The 19,133-nt window shown below is 41.7% G+C and carries 13 protein-coding genes and 1 riboswitch; of the genes, 12 read left to right on the top strand and 1 reads right to left on the bottom strand.

Annotated elements, in window-relative coordinates:
• Window position 1 precedes the first annotated feature (1 nt).
• From feoB to Q0H92_RS07175, 10 genes are all read left to right on the top strand, one after another.
• Window positions 2-2,269, top strand: a complete 2,268-nt coding sequence (gene feoB, locus Q0H92_RS07220; RefSeq protein WP_296013378.1) for a ferrous iron transport protein B — start codon at window positions 2-4, stop codon at window positions 2,267-2,269.
• A gap of 240 nt (window positions 2,270-2,509) precedes the next feature.
• Window positions 2,510-2,668, top strand: a complete 159-nt coding sequence (locus Q0H92_RS07215) for a hypothetical protein (RefSeq protein ID WP_296013376.1) — start codon at window positions 2,510-2,512, stop codon at window positions 2,666-2,668.
• A gap of 71 nt (window positions 2,669-2,739) precedes the next feature.
• A riboswitch (glycine riboswitch) is annotated at window positions 2,740-2,838 on the top strand.
• Between the two features lie 79 nt (window positions 2,839-2,917).
• A complete protein-coding gene (locus Q0H92_RS07210) occupies window positions 2,918-4,339 on the top strand; it encodes a sodium:alanine symporter family protein (protein WP_296013375.1) in 1,422 nt (473 codons plus the stop codon).
• A 109-nt stretch (window positions 4,340-4,448) separates the two neighbouring features.
• Complete coding sequence (locus Q0H92_RS07205) at window positions 4,449-4,775, top strand: hypothetical protein (protein WP_296013373.1); 327 nt, start codon at window positions 4,449-4,451, stop codon at window positions 4,773-4,775.
• Window positions 4,776-4,798: 23 nt separating this feature from the next.
• Entirely contained in the window at window positions 4,799-5,374 is a 576-nt protein-coding gene (locus tag Q0H92_RS07200; RefSeq protein WP_296013371.1) for a sigma-70 family RNA polymerase sigma factor, read from the top strand.
• A complete protein-coding gene (locus Q0H92_RS07195) occupies window positions 5,371-5,823 on the top strand; it encodes a hypothetical protein (RefSeq protein WP_296013370.1) in 453 nt (150 codons plus the stop codon). Before Q0H92_RS07200 ends, Q0H92_RS07195 begins: the two co-directional genes overlap by 4 nt.
• Window positions 5,824-5,843: 20 nt before the next feature.
• Window positions 5,844-7,982 (top strand): glycogen debranching protein GlgX, encoded by a 2,139-nt coding sequence (gene glgX, locus Q0H92_RS07190; protein WP_296013368.1) that lies wholly within the window; start codon window positions 5,844-5,846, stop codon window positions 7,980-7,982.
• A 103-nt stretch (window positions 7,983-8,085) separates the two neighbouring features.
• The gene (locus tag Q0H92_RS07185) at window positions 8,086-10,533 is read left to right on the top strand and encodes a glycogen/starch/alpha-glucan phosphorylase (RefSeq protein WP_296013366.1); all 2,448 of its coding nucleotides are present in this window, start codon (window positions 8,086-8,088) and stop codon (window positions 10,531-10,533) included.
• A gap of 118 nt (window positions 10,534-10,651) precedes the next feature.
• The gene (locus Q0H92_RS07180; protein ID WP_296013365.1) at window positions 10,652-11,548 is read left to right on the top strand and encodes a DMT family transporter; all 897 of its coding nucleotides are present in this window, start codon (window positions 10,652-10,654) and stop codon (window positions 11,546-11,548) included.
• Between the two features lie 123 nt (window positions 11,549-11,671).
• Entirely contained in the window at window positions 11,672-12,976 is a 1,305-nt protein-coding gene (locus tag Q0H92_RS07175) for an outer membrane protein transport protein (protein WP_296013363.1), read from the top strand.
• On the opposite strand, the gene uvrC is transcribed toward Q0H92_RS07175, so the two are convergent.
• Window positions 12,973-14,937, bottom strand: a complete 1,965-nt coding sequence (uvrC, locus tag Q0H92_RS07170) for an excinuclease ABC subunit UvrC (protein ID WP_296013361.1) — start codon at window positions 14,935-14,937, stop codon at window positions 12,973-12,975. The two genes, Q0H92_RS07175 and uvrC, sit on opposite strands and share 4 nt — an antisense overlap.
• Between uvrC and Q0H92_RS07165 the strand changes: the two genes are divergently transcribed.
• Together Q0H92_RS07165 and Q0H92_RS07160 are read left to right on the top strand one after the other, a co-directional pair.
• Window positions 14,926-16,428 (top strand): LamG-like jellyroll fold domain-containing protein, encoded by a 1,503-nt coding sequence (locus tag Q0H92_RS07165; protein WP_296013359.1) that lies wholly within the window; start codon window positions 14,926-14,928, stop codon window positions 16,426-16,428. The two genes, uvrC and Q0H92_RS07165, sit on opposite strands and share 12 nt — an antisense overlap.
• A 10-nt stretch (window positions 16,429-16,438) precedes the next feature.
• Window positions 16,439-19,099 carry a tetratricopeptide repeat protein gene (locus Q0H92_RS07160; RefSeq protein WP_296013357.1) on the top strand — a complete coding sequence of 887 codons (2,661 nt, stop codon included), beginning with the start codon at window positions 16,439-16,441 and terminating at the stop codon, window positions 19,097-19,099.
• The last annotated feature ends 34 nt before the right edge of the window (window positions 19,100-19,133 follow it).

Here is a 19,133-nt window from a genome sequence, read left to right as displayed (position 1 = left end):
AATGTCAGAAATCAGAATTGCTCTTGCAGGAAATCCAAACTGCGGAAAAACCACAATGTTCAACAACCTTACAGGCTCAAACCAGTACGTAGGAAACTGGCCTGGAGTTACTGTTGAAAAGAAAGAAGGAAAAATGAAAGGTATGAAGGATGTTGTTGTAACAGACTTGCCTGGAATTTATTCACTTTCACCTTATACATCAGAGGAAGTTGTTTCCCGCGATTATCTTATCAAAGACAATCCGGACGCAATCCTTGACTTGGTTGACGCTACAAATATTGAAAGAAACCTTTATCTTACAACTCAGCTTCTTGAACTTGGAAAGCCTACAGTAATTGCCCTGAACATGATTGATGTTCTTAAAAAGTCAGGCGATTCTGTTGATACAGAAAAACTTCAGGCTGAACTTGGCTGCACTGTAATTGAAACAAGCGCGCTCAAAGGAACTGGCGTAAAAGAAGCTGCCGCCGCTGCAAAGAAAGCCGCTGAATCTGGAAAAGCTTTTATTCCGACTGCTGTTTTCTCAAAAGATGTTGAAGAATATATTTCAAAAATGGAAGCTCTTGTTCCTTCAACTGTAAAATCAGAATTGAAAAGATGGTATGCAATAAAGCTTCTTGAACGCGATTCTGTTGTGCTTGGTCAGCTTGCTCTTTCTTCTGCGGATTCTGCAAAGGCTGAAGAAATTTCAAAGGCATTGGAAAAAGCAAAAGATGATGATGTTGAGTCAATCATAACAAATGAACGTTACGTTTACATTCAGGGAATTGTAAGCCGCTGCGTAAGAAAGTCTGGACAGAAAATGACTCGCTCAGACAAAATCGACCGCATCGTTACAAACCGCTGGCTTGGAATTCCAATTTTCCTTGCTGTAATGTGGGTTGTTTATTACATTGCGGTTTCTTCGCTTGGAACAGTTTTGACTGACTGGGCAAATGACGGACTCTTTGGAGACGGATGGAACTTCCTTGGAATTGAAGGACTTGCTATTCCTGGAATTTCAGCTTCCGTGGAAGAAGCTCTCACAAATGCTGGAGCAAACGAAGTTCTCATTGACTGCATTGTTAACGGAGTTATTGGCGGTGTTGGAGCGGTTCTTGGATTCGTTCCGCAGATGGCTGTTTTGTTCCTTCTTCTTTCCTTGATTGAAGACTGCGGATATATGGTTCGCATTGCATTCGTTATGGACCGAATTTTCCGCAAATTTGGTCTTTCAGGAAAATCGTTTATTCCGCTTCTTGTAGGTTCTGGCTGTGGCGTTCCTGGAATTATGGCAAGCCGCACAATCGAAAATGACAACGACAGACGTCTTACAATCTTTACTACTACTTGGGTTCCTTGTGGAGCAAAGCTTCCTGTAATTGCGCTTATCTCTGGTGTTATCGGTGCAAAACTCACTGGCTGGGATGGCGGCTCTCTTACACTTTTGATGTACGTAATCGGAATCGGAGCTGTTGTAATGGCTGCAATCATGCTCAAGAAAACAAAGCCTTTCCACGGAAAAGCCGCGCCTTTCGTTATGGAACTTCCGCAGTATCACCTTCCGCAGCTCAAGACAGTTCTCATGCACACTTGGGAACGCCTTAGAGGATTCATTGTAAAAGCCGGAACAATTCTTTTTGTTGCTTGTCTTGTAATTTGGTTCCTTTCTTCTTACGGATTCGCTTCTCCAAAAGATGAAGTTGTAGAAAACGGCGAAGTTGTAGAAGAGGCAGTTGAAGGCGGATTTGGACTTGTTGACGCAGATGAGTCTTTGCTTGCTGATGTTGGAAATGTTATCCGCTACGTATTCAAGCCTCTTGGATTTGGTGAAAAAGTTGGCGGATGGCAGAGCGCGGCAGCTAGCTTGTCTGGATTCAGCGCAAAAGAAGCTATTGTTTCTACAATGGGTGTTCTTGCAAATGTTGATGAAGAAAACGTTGAAGATGATGCTGTTGTTGCTGAAGCTATCGGCGGATGGTTTGCTACAGCTTTGGCGGCCTTTGCATTCCTTATGTTCAACTTGCTTGATTCTCCTTGTCTTGCCGCAATTGCTACAATGGCAAACGAGCTTAAGAGCCGCAAGTGGTTCTGGTTTGCAATTATTTTCCAAAATGTTTTTGCTTATGTTTTGACATTGATTGTTTACCAGCTTGGAATGCTTTTTGTTCACGGACATTTTGGCGTAGGAACTGTATTCGCCTTTGTTTTCCTTGCAGGAATTATTTTCGCTTTGTTCAGAAAAGATCCTTACAAGGGACAGTACTTTGATTCAAAGAGCGCGTCATAAAAATTATGGGCGGCTCCATAGGTAAATTTTCTATGGGAATAATGATTGCCGTGCTCGCAGTTCTTTATGTTCTGTGCGTTGCGGTAATCACAATCGTAGAAAAAATAAAAAAGCACAAACAAAAAAAGGATGAAGCTTGAGAAAGTTTTGTTCTTGAACTGAATAAGGCTTTCTAGGATTTTTTCTTGGAAAGCCTTGTTTTTTTTATCAAGTTTATTTATTTTTTTTCAGAGGCTGATTATGATTGGAAACATTATAGGAATTCTTGTGCTTGCAGTATGGCTTATTGCTGTTGCTGTTTACATAATAAAGCAGAAAAGAAATGCGCGTTTAAGCGGAAATCACATCTGCATTGGTTGCCCCGGAGCCGCCACTTGCAAAAAATGCCATTGCAAATAGAAAAATTTTTCTGTTGATTAAATTAAAAAAAAATGATAATTTGAATTGTCAAGAAAACAGCGTTGTTGATTTTTTGATTCTCTGGAGAGTCTCCATAAATCCTTGTGGAGCGCCGAAGGGTTAAGGCTATTCAAGCCGACATCTCAGGCAAAGTGGACAGAGCATAAAAAATGTCCGTTCATCACTCTTTGGAGAGCCTGTCTAGGTAAAACTGGGCGGCTCTTATTTTTTTTCTTGCGAGGACACAAAATGTCTTTTGAAGCAATCCTCAACACTATTGATGATGTTGTATGGGGTCTTCCCACCATCATCCTGATTTTTGTCACAGGTCTCCTGCTGACAATTCGTACCCGCGGAATCCAGTTCACGAAATTCGGACGCGCGTTCAAGAGCATCTTCAAGGAGAACGAAGGCCACGGCGAGCTTTCTGGATTCGGCGCTCTCTGCACGGCACTTTCCGCAACAATCGGAACCGGAAATATCGTCGGCGTTGCAACTGCGATTCTTGCCGGCGGACCCGGAGCTCTTTTCTGGATGTGGTTCATGGCGATTCTTGGAACTGCCACAAAGTATGCGGAATGTATGCTTTCAATCAAATACCGCGAGGTCAAGGAGGATGGGCACGTTCTGGGCGGACCTTTCTATGTGATTGAGAAGGGAATGGGCAAGAACTGGAAATGGCTTGCGGTTCTTTTCGCGATTTTCGGAACTCTCGTAGGACTTTTCGGAATCGGAACTTTTACTCAGGTGAACGGAATCTGCGGCGCGGTTCAGAACGCATTTGACCCGGACAAGGCAGCGGTCGCTTTCTCGCTCGGCGGAAACTCATATTCCTGGGCGACTGTAATCGGCGGCGCGGTAATCACCATTGCGACGGCTCTCGTCGTAATCGGCGGTTTGAAGAGAATCGCAAAGGTCGCCGAAAAAGTTGTTCCTGCCATGGCTATAATCTACGTGTTCCTCGGACTTTCAGTTCTTATAATGAACGCGACAAAAATTCCTGGAGCTTTCGCGCTCATCTTCAAAGGCGCGTTCGGTGCGGACACAGGAATGCAGGCTCTTGCGGGCGCGACAGCCGGAACGATAATCAGAATGGCGATGCAGAAGGGAATAGCGCGCGGAATCTTCTCCAACGAGGCGGGTCTCGGTTCGGCTCCGATTGCGGCTTCAGCGGTTCAGACAAACGAGCCTGTCGAGCAGGGAATGGTGAACATGACCGGAACTATCATCGACACTCTGGTTATCTGCACTATGACAGGACTTTCAATTGTGATTGCGGGCGGCGACGTATGGAACAGCGGACTTTCAGGGGCGGCTCTCACTTCGGCTGCGTTCTCAAAAGTTCTCGGTGGCGACCAGCATTCGGTTCAGTTCCTGCTTATGCTCTGCCTTGTGTTCTTCGCGTTCACGACAATCCTCGGCTGGGACTACTATTCTGAAAAATGTCTTGAATATTTATCTAACGGTAATATGGCGGTCGTAAAAGTCTACAGATGGCTTTATATATTAGCTGTTGCAATCGGACCATACATGACAATTTCCGCAGTCTGGACAATCGCCGACATCACGAACGCGCTCATGGCAATCCCGAACTGCATCTCGCTGATTGTCCTCAGCGGCATTGTGGCAAAGGAGACAAAGGCCTATTTCGACAGAAAGCCAGCGCTTTAATGCTTTATTAAATTTTACTTTTAGAGGCATGGTGTGTTTTGCATCATGCTTTTTTTTTGCAACTTTTTTTGTAAAATCGTGTCTTATATTTTAAGAGGTTACAGATTATATGAACCAAATTGTTTCGCCTGCTGCACAGGTTATTGTTTCGATTATTCCGATTGTGGGAATTTGTTTTGCGGCATCAATTATTTTTTTCGCCTTGCTATGGAAGCACCACGAAAATGTAATGCTGATTCAAAAAGATTCGTACAATCCGCCGAAAATTGACTTGCGGAATTTTTCTTTGCTTTTGGGACTTTGTCTTGTCGGCGTGGGACTTGTTCTTTCGTTGATGTTCGTGCTTTTAAAGCATCTTTCCTGGGGACTTTTGGGCGGACTTATTCCGCTTGCAGTCGGCGTAATGCTTTTGCTTTTCCATAGGATTTCAAAATAATTTTTCAGTTTTAGTTTTTATCTATGAAAAAAACAATTTCTTCGTCGCTGGAAAATCTTGTTATTCGAAAACGTGATTTTTATTATGTGCAGGAAACTTTGAACGGTTCTTCCCGCGCGTTTTCCAAGCTGACGGGTTTTTACTATAAGCGTATTTTTGCAATTGGAATGCGATTTTTTCATAATCAGGCTGACGCTGAAGATTTTGCGCAAAATGTTTTTTTGAAGGCTTACGAAAAACTTTCAAGCTTTAAAGGCGAAAGTCTTTTTTCAACTTGGCTTACGAGAATTGCCTTTACGACTGCGATGAATCAGAAGGAAAGAAGCCACGATGCGGAAACTCTTTCTGATGAAAATTTGATTCCGGGAAAAATAAAAACGCCCGAGGAAGAGCTGATTTATTCTGCGACTGTTGAAGCCGTAAAAGGCTCGCTTGAAATTTTGCCTGAACGTTACGCTGAATGTGTGCGGCTTTATTTTTTCAATGGAATGAGCCATGAGGAAATTTCAAAAGCCACAGGAATTCCCGTGAACACAATCAAGTCGCATATTTTCCGCGCAAAAAAAATTCTTGGAAAAAAGCTGGAGGATTATAAATGAAAAAGAACTGCGATTTTTATATGGACAAATTTTTCGCCTTGGACAAAAATGAAAGGCTTCCTGCAAGTCTTACAGTTCATCTTTTGTTTTGCAAAAAATGCAGAAACTTTGTAAGAAAATTTTCCCTGCTGGAAAAAAAATGTTCCAAGGAAAACATGAAAAAAATTTCATGCGACTCAAAAAACATTGTTGAAATAATGCGCCGCCTTGATTCAGCTTATGAAATGTACAACTTGCAAAAAGAGCGTGTTTCGATGCGGCAGTGGCTTGTGGCTGGCGCGGCTTTGATTTTGTGCGTGGTTCTTTTTGAAATGCTTGCGTTTTTTGCTTCCGCGGAATTTTTTGTTTTTCCTTTGTCGCTTTTTTTTGCGTTTAGTATAATTATGTATTGTGCGGCTTTTGTTGGAACAAATATGGATTTTTTCATTAAAAAGTGGAAAATCCAATGAAAAACTGATATAATCTTGGCATGGAAATTTTGAACTCTCTACCCGGAACACCACTTCCACTTGGAGCTTCTGTTGCTAAAGACGGCGTTAATTTTTCAGTTTTTAGCCGGAATGCCACAAAGGTATTTTTGGAATTTTATTCTGCCAGCGAGGACAGCGAGCCTTATGCTCAAGTTGAATTCAGTCCTTCTGAAAATAGAACCGGCGATATTTGGCATGCGTTTGTGCCAGGAATTAAGCCCGGAACTCTTTATCTTTTTAGGGTAGACGGACCGTTCGAGCCTTCAAAAGGCCACAGGTTCAATGTGCATCAAAGGCTTTTTGATCCTTATGCAAAAGCAATCACTCCAGTTTCTGTTTTTTATAATCTTCCGCCTGACTATTCTGCGCCGCTTGACAAGAACGACATTGAGCATGGAAAAAATCAGTGCGCAAAAGTTTTTCCGAAGTGCGTTGTAATTGACAATGAAAATTTTGACTGGCAGGGAGACAAGCCGATTAATAGGCCTTTGTCGGAAAGCGTAATTTATGAAGTTCATTTAAAAGGCTTCACCGCCGGAAAAAATGCCGGAGTTTCTTGCCCGGGAACTTACGCTGGCTTCATTGAAAAAATTCCTTATTTAAAAGATTTAGGAATTACTGCGGTTGAGCTTCTTCCTATTTTTGAATTTGATGAATTTGAAAATTCAAATGTTAACCCGCGCACTGGCGAGCGGATGAAAAATTACTGGGGCTACAGCACGATAAATTTCTTTTCACCGAAAGCTTCTTTTGCGGCGGACAAAACTCCAGGCGGCTGCGTAAATGAATTTAAAACTTTGGTTCGTGAACTTCATAAAGCTGGAATTGAAGTTATTCTTGATGTTGTTTTCAACCACACTGCTGAAGGAAACGAGCATGGCGTCGCTTTGAATTTCCGCGGATTTGAAAATAGCGTTTACTACACTCTTGTTACTAGCCACAAAGAATATTACATGAATTTTTCAGGCTGCGGAAACACCGTGAACTGCAATCATCCTGTTGTAAGAAATTTTATAATCGACAGTTTGCGCTATTGGGTTTTGAATTATCACATTGACGGATTTAGATTCGACTTGGCTTCAATTTTGAGCAGAGGGCAGGAAGGCGAGCTTTTGAAATTTCCGCCGCTTACAAATGCAATTGCTGAAGACCCTGTTCTTGGCAAGACAAAAATAATTGCAGAGCCTTGGGATGCTGGCGGAGCTTATCAGCTTGGAGGATTTCCAGGCGGAAGATGGGCTGAATGGAACGACCGTTTCCGTGATGACATAAGAAGATTTTGGCGCGGAGACGAATATGTTTCTACAAATGCGGCTACAAGAATCAGCGGCTCAAGCGACCTTTTCACAATTTCTGGACGCTCTCCTTACCACAGCATAAATTATGTTTGCTGCCATGACGGATTTACAATGAACGACTTGGTAAGCTACAACGGAAAACATAACGATGAAAACGGCGAAGGCAACCGCGATGGCTCTGACTCAAACTGGAGCTACAACCACGGCTACGAAGGTCCTACGCTGAATCCTGTAATCGAAAAAATGCGGAACCGCCAGATGCGAAATTATATGCTTACTCTTTTGATTTCGCAGGGAACACCGATGCTTTTGGGCGGAGACGAATTCCGCAGAGGTCAGCAGGGAAACAACAATGCTTATTGCCAGGACAATGACATCAGCTGGTTTGACTGGGGAAACTGCGGCTTGAATTCCGTGCTTGTCTCGTTTACAAGAAAAGCAATCGGACTAAGAAAAAATCATCCTGTTTTCCGCCGCACTGAATTCTTTAAAGGCAACATGGCAGGAAAGCAGCCGGACATCCAATGGTATGCCGCCGACGGAAGCAATCCCGACTGGAGCAAAATTTCAAGATTCCTTGCGTTCAGGCTTTCGGGGACATTCGATTCCGGGAAAGAAAAAATTTCCGACAACGATTTCTTTATCGCCGCGAACACAGACCGTCAGGATATAATGCTTAGAATTCCTGCGATTACGGATTCGCGCAAATGGTACAGAATTGCGGACACTTCTATTGAAGATGAAACGTCGCTTTTTTCTGTGGAAAATGCTGAAACTTTGCTTTCTCAAGACCGCTATGTGCTTCCTGCCAGCTCTATGCTGATTCTGGTTGCAAAATAAAATTCGGTTGGAACTTGAATAAGGAAACGTTTCCATATTATACTAGGTAAACATAATGCCGTTTTGCTTTTTAGCTTAACAGGCTGATTGGAGGAATATAAAAATGACTTTTGATGCAGAGCAGTTTAAGGAAAATCTCACAGCCCGTCTGCGCCGCCAGTATGGAAAAGACATCACACAGGCAAATAAGCACGACTTGTTTGATGCAGTAAGCGCAAGTGCGCTTGAAATCATCATGCCAAACTGGATGAATACCCGTAAAGAGTATGAGGCTAAGCCTACAAAACAGCTTTACTATTTGAGCGCAGAATTTTTGATGGGACGCGCGCTGGGAAACAACCTGATTAATTCTGGCATTATGGATCATGTAAAAGATGTTCTTAAAGACATGAACATCAGCTATGATTTTATTGAAGATGAAGAGCCTGACGCTGGTCTTGGAAACGGCGGTCTTGGTCGTCTTGCGGCTTGCTTCCTTGATTCACTTGCAACTCTTGAATATCCGGGACACGGCTACGGAATCCGCTATGAATACGGAATGTTCGAGCAGCATATTATCAACGGCGAGCAGGTTGAATTTCCTGACAACTGGCTTAAGCATCGCGATCCTTGGGAAGTAAAAAGAAGCGACCTTGCAGTAACTGTAAAATTCGGCGGACAGATTAAATATGGAAAAACTCCTGACGGACAGGACAGGTTCTATCTTGAAAATGCAGAGGAAATTACAGCAACTCCTTACGATATGCCGATTGTTGCTTACGGTTCAAACACAGTAAACACATTGCGCTTGTGGCAGGCTTCAAGTCCTAATGGATTCGACCTTCAGCTTTTTAACGATATGCAGTATCACCGCGCAGTTGAACGCCAGAACGATGCCGAGAATATCAGCCGTGTTCTTTATCCGAATGACAACGGCCCGATGGGAAAAGAGCTTCGTTTGCGCCAGCAGTACTTCTTTACTTCCGCATCTCTTCAGGATTTGGTTCATCACTTTGTAAATACTTACGGAGCTGATTTCTCAAAGTTCCCGGATTATCATGTTATTCAGCTTAACGATACTCACCCGGTTGTTGCAATTCCTGAACTTATGAGAATTCTCATTGATGAATACAATGTTGGCTGGGACGATGCTTGGAGCGTTGTTCAGAAAACTTTTGCTTACACAAACCATACAATTCTTTCTGAAGCTTTGGAAAAATGGACAATCGAAGTTTTCCAGAAACTTCTTCCGCGTATTTATCAGATTGTTGAAGAAATCAACCGCCGCTTTGTAATTGAGCTTCGCCAGCAGTTCCCTAACGACTATGAAAAGCAGAACCACATGGCAATTATCCATGACGGAAAAGTTTACATGGCATGGCTTGCAATCCACGCAGGTTTCAGTGTAAACGGTGTTGCTGCCCTTCATACAAAAATTCTTAAGGAGCAGGAACTTAAGGACTGGTATAAAATTTATCCAGAAAAGTTCAACAACAAGACAAACGGTGTTACACAGAGAAGATGGCTTTTGCTCGCAAACCCTGAGCTTTCAGAATTTATCACAAAGAGAATCGGACACGGCTGGGAAAAAGAGCTTTCGCTTCTTAAAGGCCTTGAAAAATATGTTGATGACGACGCTTCTTTGGAAGAGCTTATTACAATCAAACGCCACAACAAGGAAAAACTTGCTGAATATTTGAAGCACAGCCAGAATGAATTCCTTGACCCGGAAAGCATTTTCGACACACAGGTAAAGCGTCTGCATGAATACAAGAGACAGCTTTTGAACGTGTTCCACATCATGTATCTTTACAACAAGATTGTTGAAGATCCAAGCTACAATCCTCCTGCACGCACATTTATCTTTGGCGCAAAGGCAGCTTCTGGTTACCGCCGCGCAAAGGCAATCATCAAGCTTATCAACACTGTTGCAGAAAGAGTCAACAATGACCGCCGTGTTCGTGGCAAGCTTCGTGTTGTGTTTGTTGAAAATTACCGCGTTTCAGTTGCAGAAAAAATCATTCCGGCTTCTGATGTTTCCGAGCAGATTTCAACAGCGGGCTTTGAGGCTTCTGGAACTTCAAACATGAAGTTTATGATGAACGGCGCGCTCACAATCGGTACTTTGGACGGCGCAAATATTGAAATCGTTGAAGAGGCTGGAGACGACAACGCATTTATCTTCGGTCTTAAGGCGGATGAAATTGTCAAGATGAAGCAGGAGCATTCTTACAATCCTACAAAATATCTTGACAGAAATCCGGCTCTTGCAAAAGTTGTAAATCAGCTTGTTGACGGAACTTACGATCCAAGCGGACTTTTGTTCAAGGAGCTTCACGATTCGATTGTTTACGGTGTTGAAGGACAGCAGCCTGACGTTTACTTTATTCTTGCTGACTTTGATTCTTATGTTAAGGCTCACGAAAAACTTGCCGCTGAATATGCTGACAAAAAAGCCTGGGCAAAAAAAGCTTTAATCAACATTGCAAACAGCGGAAAATTCTCAAGCGACCGCACAATTGAAGACTACGTAAAAGACATCTGGCACTTGAAGAAAGTTGTTGTAAAATAATTTTTTGCATGGCATTTCTTGCTCCGTGTGGATTTTTCTGCACGGAGTTTTTTTTGCTATTTAGGTTTTGTCCAAGCCGTATTGACCTTTAGACTAAAAAATTATTATCTTATCCGCTATGGAAAAACGTGAACTTTCTATTATTTTTGGAGCGGGACTGGTTCTTACTGCCGCAATCTGGGGATTTGCTTTTGTTGTTGTAAAAGACAGCTTGGATTTCGTCGGACCCACTTGGATGGTTGCAATCCGCTTTACAATTGCCGCTGTCTGCTTTGGCTTGATTTTTATAAAACGATTTCAGCATTTAAATAAAGACATTTTTTTTCACGGATGCTTTTTGGGACTTCTTCTGTTTTTGGGCTATCTTACTCAGACGATTGGCTGTAATTTTACAACTGCCGGAAAAAACGCATTCCTTACAACTTTCTATGTGATTCTTGTTCCGCTTATTGGCTGGCCTGTGTTCAAGAAAAAGCCGGGCTGGTATGTCTGGGTTGCGGCGGCTGTGGCTCTTACAGGAATCGGTTTGCTTGCCCTTGACGGAGACGGAGCCTGGTACATTATGAACCGCGGAGATGTTCTTACTTTAATCTGCGGAATTTTCTTTGCGCTTCACATAATAGCAGGCTCGTTTTTTGTAAAGAAAGAAGATGTGATTCTGCTTACATTTTTTCAGTTTGCGGCGAGCGGAGTTCTTGGATTTTTAACTGCGCCTTTTTTAGACGGAAACTTTGATATTTCACTGATAAAAAATTCAACCGTTGTTGTTTCAATGCTTTACCTTGGAATTTTCAGTTCAATGGTTTGCTTCGTGCTTCAAAATGTCGGACTCAGATATGTGCCTTCCGCGCTGGCTTCTCTCTTCCTTTCGTTGGAAAGTGTTTTTGGAGTTCTTTGCAGCTGCATTTTCCTTGGTGAACGCCTTACGTTAAAAATGTTCGTCGGCTGCGCCTTGATTTTCTGTGCAATAGTTTTAGCGGAAGTGATTCCGAATTTGAAGCAAGACAAAAAATAGTTTTCGATGACATAAAATTATTTTGTGTCATTATGACGTTTTTTGCAAAAATGTCTTGATAAAATCTTTTTTCCGTGCTAGTCTTTTCTCCAGTTAAACTTTACGTTTATTGGAGTAATTATTATGAAGAAAATTGCTTTGCTGGCTTTTACTGCTGGTCTCGGATTTGCTTTTGCAGGCGGTGTAGATAACAAGACAAATTTGAATCAGGGCTACATGAGAAATCCTAGCCGCAATACGGAAACTTTGCGTCCGGAAGCTGTTTTGTACAATATCGGCGGAACAGCATTTATGAACGACGGACTTTACTTTGAGCTTGGAAATCAGTTTGTTTTGAAGAATTATGCCGACAAGCTTGACGGACAGAAATTTGAAGACGACCAGAATGTTTATTTCTATCCGAATGCTGAAATCGTTTACAAGAAAGACAACTGGGCTGCATTTTTTGGCTTTGGCGTTTTTGGCGGCGGCGGAACTCTTGACTACAGCGACGGAACTGGACTTACTTCATTGGCTCTTCAGAGTGGATTTGCAAATAAATTGAAATCTAATCTTCCATTGCTCATTGCTTCTGGAGCTTGTACTCCTCAAACGGCAGCTTCTTACATAGCTTCTGCTTCTGCAAAAATGGCGGCGCATTCTCTTGAAGTTTATTCAGTTCAGCTTGGAGAAATTCTTGGAGCTTCGTATAAAATCAACGACATGATTTCAGTTGCGGCGGCAGGAAGATTTATGCACGGCGAGCAGAACATCACGCTTAAATGCGACGGCTTGCAGTCAGTAAACGGCGGAAGCTCAAAAATCGGCTATGACTCCAACGGATATGGATTTGGCGGAATCTTCGGTGTTCATATCAAGCCTTGGAATACTCTCGATGTTGGAATTCAGTATCAGACAATTACAAAACTCAAATACAAATACGATGACTTGACTGGCGCGTATGCATCTTCTTTCCTTAATGCTGATGAAGGCGACAACTTTAAAAATGATTTGCCGGCTGTTTTGAATCTTGGTGTGGGCTACACTTTCTTTGACAAACTGAATGCGAGCATGAGTTTCAACTATTACTTCAACAAGCAGGCTACAATTGAAAGTCCGATTGACCGCTCTGAATATGACTACGATGATTCTTGGGAAATTGCTCTTGGCGCGGACTACAGATTGAATGAGCAGCTTAGCTTTGGAACTGGTTTTTCTTATGGAAAGCAAGGCTCAAAGTCTGATGTGAACAATGTGTTCAGCCCTGTTCTTGACAACTTTGTTATTGGCGCTGGCGTTGAATATTCGCCTGTAAAACTTGTTACAGTTTCTGGCTCTGCGATGTACTGCAAATATTTCAGCGAGGATTACAAAAAAGCAGGATACACAATGGAGCTTTCAAAAAATGTTGTGATGCTTGCGTTGGGCGTTACTGTAAAACCTTTCTAAAAATCATCAGGACTTGCAACTTCAAGGGCTGCCGATGCCAAGTTTTCATTAAGCTTGCTTCGTGCGGCCTTTTCTTTTGTTGTTCCGGCTGCTCCAATAGAAAGCCTTTGTTTTTGAAGCAAAGCGTTTTGCTCTTGGAAAAGTTTTTTTGCGGAAAACAAAATTTCCTTTGCGGCTTCTTCTGGTACTTTTAAAGTTTCTGAAATTTCATTTTCATTTGATTCTGCAAGATTTTTGAGCGTGCCGAATTTCTTCATTAAAAGTGCATCTCGCTTTGGACCTATTCCATGTATTTTTGTAAAAGGCGAAACTGTGTTTTCTTTTGTTCTGAGTTCTTGGTTCCGGCTTGTGGCGAATCTATGTGTTTCGTCGCGCACACGCTGAAGCAACCTAAGGGCATCGCTTCGCTTTGGAAGGCAGATTGGCGTACTGTTTCCGGGGCGGTAAATTTCTTCATCGCGCTTTGCAAGACCTGCAATTGGAATGTCAAGGTCAAGCGATTTTAAAATGGAATCAACCGCATTTACTTGTCCTATTCCGCCATCTATTAAAATCAAATCAGGCAATTCTTTTTTTTCGTTTACAAGCCTTGTGTACCTTCTTGAAACCGCCTCTTTCATTGAAGCAAAGTCATCTATTATTCCGTCTGTTGTTTTCAGCCTGAAATACCTGTAGCTTTTCTTGTCAGGGTTTCCGTTGTAAAAACTGATTAAGCTGGCGACTGGAAATTTTCCGCCTATATGCGCAATGTCAAATCCTTCGATTCTTGCCGGAAGATTTGGAAGTGACAGTTCTTTTTTAAGCTCTTCCATTGCCGGAAAGTCTCCTCGCTCTCTCATTCTGCGAACTATGTCTTCCTTTGCATTTTGCTGCGCCATTCCTATTGCGGCTTTGTGAACACTTGGAGAATTTTCGTTTACTGCGACTATTTCAGTTTTGATTCCGTAAGTTTCAAAAATCCACCGCTTCATAAATTCTGTTCCGTCGCTTTGCATTATAAAAATCTGCGGAGGAATAAGCTCTTTTTCGTTGTAGTATGAAGCCATGAATTCCGGGATAAGCTCTGAATCCTCGTTTAGGCTTACCGTTCTGTAGTTGTCTCTGCCAAGAAGTTTTCCGCCGCGCATTTTTAGAACTGTAAAGCTAACAAGCTCGCCTTCACGCCAAGGAGCAATGTAATCTTTGTCTGTGCCTTCAAAATTTTCAACGATGTTTCTGTGCTGAAGAATTTCCAACGCTTTAATTCCATCGCGCAGTCTTGCGGCTTTTTCAAAGTTCAAGTTTTTTGCAGCTTCCTTCATCTGGACTTGAAGTTTTTTTACAGTTTCTTCGCCTTTGCCCTCAAGTAGCGAGCAAATTTCTTCGATAAATTCATTATAGGTGGATTCATTTGTTTTTTTGCAGCACGGGGCTTTGCATCTTCCTATATGGTAATACATGCACGGAAAATTTTTTTCGCGAAATTTTTTGCACCTTCGCAGCGGATAGATTTCATAGAGCGTTTCTAAAAATGAATCCAATGCCGAAGCGTCAGGAAACGGTCCGAAATAAATTGAGCCGTCGTGTGTTATGTTTCTTGTTTTAAAAAGGCGCGGAAATTTTTCTTTTGTAACTTTTATTACAGGATAAGATTTTCCGTCCTTCAGGCTGATATTATAGCGCGGTGAATATTTTTTTATGAGGTTGTTTTCAAGAAGAAAAGCTTCATATTCATTGTCGGTTGTAATATACTCAATTGAGCGGGCGCGACTTATGAGCAGTCTTGTCTTTATGTCCTTGTTTCCGCTGAAATACGAAGTGAGCCTGTTTTTTAAATTTTTTGCTTTGCCTACATAGATTACGGTTTGTTCTTCATTCCGCCAAAGATAAACTCCGCTTTTTAACGGTGCTTTGAGCGCGGTCTGATGAAGAATCTCTCTATGTGAAAGTTTTGGCGTAGAATTTATTTTATGGTCGTTCATATTATGAATAAAAATATTTTGACTGCAATTATAGCATTTTTTTTCGCGCTTTTGAATACTGCCTTTGCACAGGAAAAATCCATTGTGCTTGGCGGAAAAGATGGCTGGCCGGCACTTTCAAAAATGGACGGAATTGTTCAAGGGAAGGGCAGGTTCGGCTATGACGCGATGGTTCTTGCCACCAACAGCAGGCCTTTAGATAAAGACACGGATCTTCTTATTAATTTTGAAAACAATGAAGTAAAAGACGTTTCTGGAAATTATTCTGTTACAAGCAATTCTCTAGTTCCTGCGGAAAAATCATTTATGGGAAAATATTCCGGACTTTCACGCGGAACTGGCGGAGTTCGTTTGCGCGGCGGAAAAGATACGATTTTTGGAAAGCAAGGACAGGGAGGCTCAATCACAATTGAATTCTGGCTCAAGCCTTCAATTGCAGAAAACGGAGAAATTGTTTTTTCATGGCGGTCATCAAGAACTGTCGCAGGCTATCCGCTTTATCAGATGATTACGGCAAGCTTCTTTGGAAATCATCTTGAATGGTCGTTTACAAATGTTTTCAACGGATATGTAAAAGACGGCGGCGAAATAACACTTTCAAGCTACACAACAATAATTCCAGAAATTTGGATGCACCATGCAATTCATTTTGATCAGGACACAGGCGCGTTTGAATATAGAATCAACGGCAAGCTTGAAGATTTAAAATACGTTACAACTTCCGGGCATGAAACAGGCGGCTCTGTTTACTCTCCGATTATGGGAGTTCCTGCCGACATTGATATTTGTCCGCAATACACAGGCTTGATTGACGACTTTAGAATTCAGCGCACATCAAAAAGCGAAGTTTCAGAAAACCTTGGAATTGACAACTATAAAATTTCAGGCGGAAGATTTGAAACTGAACCAATTCTTTTAAGCCAAGGCTCAAGCGTTGTAAGCATTGATGCGATTGTGGACAAGCCGTCAGAAACAGGAGTTGAATTTTTTATCCGCAGCGGAGACAACTTTTATAACTGGACAGAGGATTTTCCTAAATGGATTCCTGTAAAGCCTGGAGAAAAAATTGAAAATGTTTCAGGACTTTACTTTCAAATTGCAGCGGAATTGTATCCAGACGGAAAAGGCTCTCGCACCCCTTCTGTTGCACAGCTAAGCATAAACTACAAAGAAATTCCTTCTCCGCTTGCTCCGTTCAAACTGACTGCTGTTCCTATGGACGGCTCTGTTGTTTTGACCTGGCCTTATTCAGTTGATGACAGCGTTGGTGGCTACTATGTTTTTTACGGAGAACGTCCGGGTGAATATCTGGGCAGAGAAGCATTAGAAGGTCAGTCTCCTATTGACGCAGGAAATTCTGTTTCTATAAAATTAAACGGCTTGAAGAACGGAAAAATTTATTACTTTGCAATAGCCTCTTACTCAAAATACGACTCAAGGATTATGGGCGAACTTTCCAAAGAAGTTTTTGCCCGGCCTTCAAGAAAATAGGAAGAAAGTTATGGATAACGAGAGCAAGCGAAACAATGGAATTTTGGACAGGGCAAACGCCGCGATTCTTTCCAGGGATTTTGAACAGGCAGCCCGCATTTACAAAGGACTTTTAAAAAGCGATCCGCAGAATGTTGAGCTTCTTAGTTCCTTGGGAAATCTTTATGTAAAAAGCGGCGATGATGAAAAAGCTCTTGCTTATTTTAATGAAATTATCCGCATTGATTCAAAAAATGTTGAAGCCTTGAATTCGCTTGGAGGAGTTTACCGCCGCCTTAAAAAATACGACGATTCTATTTCTGTCCTTGAGCAGGCGGTTATTGCGGATGAGTCAAATGTTCAGTCTTTTTACAATCTGGGCTTTACATTCAAGCTGATGGGAAAATATGATGATGCGCTTAATTGCTTTAACAGAGTTGTCGAAGAAAATCCAGAGGACGTTCTTGCATTCAATCATATCGGTTCAATTTATGCATTGAAAAATCAACATAAAGACGCAGTTTCTTCTTACTTGCGCGGACTTAAAATTGATCCGAACCATCCGATTCTTCATTTGAATCTTGCAAAAAGCTATGACGCTCTTGGTGAATTTGAAAAAGCCCAGTCTGAATATGAAGCCGCATTAAAGACAAAACCGGGCTGGCTTGAAGCTATAGAAAATTACGCCGACTTGCTTTTGAAAAAAAACAAGACTCGCAATGCCGGCGAACTTGTAAGGCACGCTCTGAATTTAAATCCAAAAGATGCCGCAATGCACACAAAACTTGGAGATGTCTACACAAAGCAAAGCGACTTTGACAATGCGGAAGTTGAATACAATGAGGCGTTAAAAATCCGCCCGGAATTTTCAAAGGCGCTTTCTGGACTTGCGTCTGCTTATGAATCAACAGGAAGAAATGAAGATGCGCTTGAAATAATGAACCGCATGGAAAATGCGTCTCCAGAAGATTCCGCAATGCTTTGCCAGTATGCGCATATTCTTTTGAGCGCAGACAGAATTGAAGAAGCCGGAAAAAAAATTCAGTGCGCCTACGAAAAAAATCCGAGCGATGTCCACGTTCTGAATCTTCTTGGCCAGTATTACATTTGCATTGGCGACGAACGCAAAGCTTCCGGCTGCTTTAAAAAAATAAAGGCGCTGAATCCTAGCTACTCTGATTTTTACCGTGAAGGCGGAATACGCTATTCACAAAAGGGCGAGCTTAAAAAAGCGGAAGAATTTTATCTTCGCTACATTGCTCAAAATCCAGAAAACTTGGACGGTCTTCATTCAATTGCAAAAAACTACGAGGCGCAGGGAAATCTTACGCAGGCAATGTCCACTTACAGGCAGATTGAAAAATTCGATTCTGAAAACAAAGCTTGGAAAAATGGCATTGAACGAATAAACAAAAGACTTCTTGATTCTACAAATATTTTTGCAAACGCAGGAAATTCTCTTGAAGATGAATTTAAAGATGCGGACGAAAATTTTGAAATTGGACTTGGTGAAAAAACTGAAGCTCCAGAAATTTCTTCTTCCGAAAATGAAACGCAGCCTTCTGCTCCAACTGAAATAAAAACTGAATCAGAATCTACAACTGAACCTGATCCTGACTTTGAAAATCTTCAAAATGAAGAAGTCGCTGTTGAAGAAGTTTTTTCAGACGGAAAACTTGATGCTGAATCAGAAGACAATGACAAGGAAAAATATTCCCAGAGTCTTGACAATTTAGTTCCAGAAGAATATCAGGATGAAGATGTCGGCGGACTTGAAGAAGATGAAACTAGCGCGGAAGATTTTTTTGCGCAGAATCCATTTTCATCCGGCGACAAATCTTCTGCTCCTAAAGAAAATTCTTTTGAGCCTGACTTTGAAACAGAAAGTTTTGACTTGGAAGAAGAAACGCCTGATGTAACATCAATTCCGCTTGAAGAAAAAATTGAAAAGAAAGAGCTTCCTAAGCGTGAGTATAAAATGCCGGAAGAAAAAATTCCTGCGCCGCAAAAAACAGAACCTGAAACTCCTGTGCCAGAAGAAGAAATTTCTGAACCGAAAGAACTTATTGATGACGAAGATTTTTCCGAAGATGATATTTTTGATTTGCCGGAACAGCCTGCTGATTCAACTGAAGATTCTTCGGATTTGTTTGAAGATGAAAACTTGAACTTTGAAGATGATGATTTTGACGAAGATGCAAAAGACCTTGCGGCTCAAGAATTCTTTATGGAAAGCGACGAGCCTGAAAAAACTGTAGAGCCGGTTCAGACAGAAGAAACAGAATCTTCAATTTTAAGCGATGAAAATTCCGCTGCAAACAATATAGAAGATAAAAAATCATTTGAAAATTCCCAGACGCAGCTTTTCAAAAAACTAAAAGCGTTGTGCCGTTATCTTCCGGAACAGCAGAAAAAGAATTTCCTTGAAAGCAAAACAAATCTTCAGCTTGAATATATAATTTCGCGCCTGTCTGGAAAAAAAGGACTTTTTGCTTCCGCGGAAAATGCAAGAAAAGGATCTGGCTTTGTTCCTTCCACGCATGAAAACGAAACTGGCATAAAGCTTCTTTTAAAAGTCGTTTTGTGCTTAAAGGAGCTTGTAAATTATATTCAGGACGAGCAGATTTCAACTTTGCTTTCTGCGGAAATAAACAGAATGTCAGAAATTCTGCTTCCGTATTCCGACGAATAGAATGCGGGCTGTGTTGATTTCTTTTATTCATTGT

The sequence above is a fragment of the uncultured Treponema sp. genome (assembly GCF_934725225.1).
In the GTDB taxonomy this organism is placed as follows: Bacteria; Spirochaetota; Spirochaetia; order Treponematales; family Treponemataceae; genus Treponema_D.
The sequence above is the reverse complement of the archived record's forward strand: the minus strand, read 5'-3'. Positions and strand labels throughout refer to the sequence as shown.

What these genes read in the sequence shown, in the direction of transcription:
- feoB (WP_296013378.1), top strand. Translation starts at nt 2, where the DNA reads ATGTCAGAAATCAGAATTGCTCTTGCAGGAAATCCAAACTGCGGAAAA.
- Q0H92_RS07215 (WP_296013376.1), top strand. Translation starts at nt 2,510, where the DNA reads ATGATTGGAAACATTATAGGAATTCTTGTGCTTGCAGTATGGCTTATT.
- Q0H92_RS07210 (WP_296013375.1), top strand. Translation starts at nt 2,918, where the DNA reads ATGTCTTTTGAAGCAATCCTCAACACTATTGATGATGTTGTATGGGGT.
- Q0H92_RS07205 (WP_296013373.1), top strand. Translation starts at nt 4,449, where the DNA reads ATGAACCAAATTGTTTCGCCTGCTGCACAGGTTATTGTTTCGATTATT.
- Q0H92_RS07200 (WP_296013371.1), top strand. Translation starts at nt 4,799, where the DNA reads ATGAAAAAAACAATTTCTTCGTCGCTGGAAAATCTTGTTATTCGAAAA.
- Q0H92_RS07195 (WP_296013370.1), top strand. Translation starts at nt 5,371, where the DNA reads ATGAAAAAGAACTGCGATTTTTATATGGACAAATTTTTCGCCTTGGAC.
- glgX (WP_296013368.1), top strand. Translation starts at nt 5,844, where the DNA reads ATGGAAATTTTGAACTCTCTACCCGGAACACCACTTCCACTTGGAGCT.
- Q0H92_RS07185 (WP_296013366.1), top strand. Translation starts at nt 8,086, where the DNA reads ATGACTTTTGATGCAGAGCAGTTTAAGGAAAATCTCACAGCCCGTCTG.
- Q0H92_RS07180 (WP_296013365.1), top strand. Translation starts at nt 10,652, where the DNA reads ATGGAAAAACGTGAACTTTCTATTATTTTTGGAGCGGGACTGGTTCTT.
- Q0H92_RS07175 (WP_296013363.1), top strand. Translation starts at nt 11,672, where the DNA reads ATGAAGAAAATTGCTTTGCTGGCTTTTACTGCTGGTCTCGGATTTGCT.
- Q0H92_RS07165 (WP_296013359.1), top strand. Translation starts at nt 14,926, where the DNA reads ATGGTCGTTCATATTATGAATAAAAATATTTTGACTGCAATTATAGCA.
- uvrC (WP_296013361.1), bottom strand. Translation starts at nt 14,937, where the DNA reads ATGAACGACCATAAAATAAATTCTACGCCAAAACTTTCACATAGAGAG.
- Q0H92_RS07160 (WP_296013357.1), top strand. Translation starts at nt 16,439, where the DNA reads ATGGATAACGAGAGCAAGCGAAACAATGGAATTTTGGACAGGGCAAAC.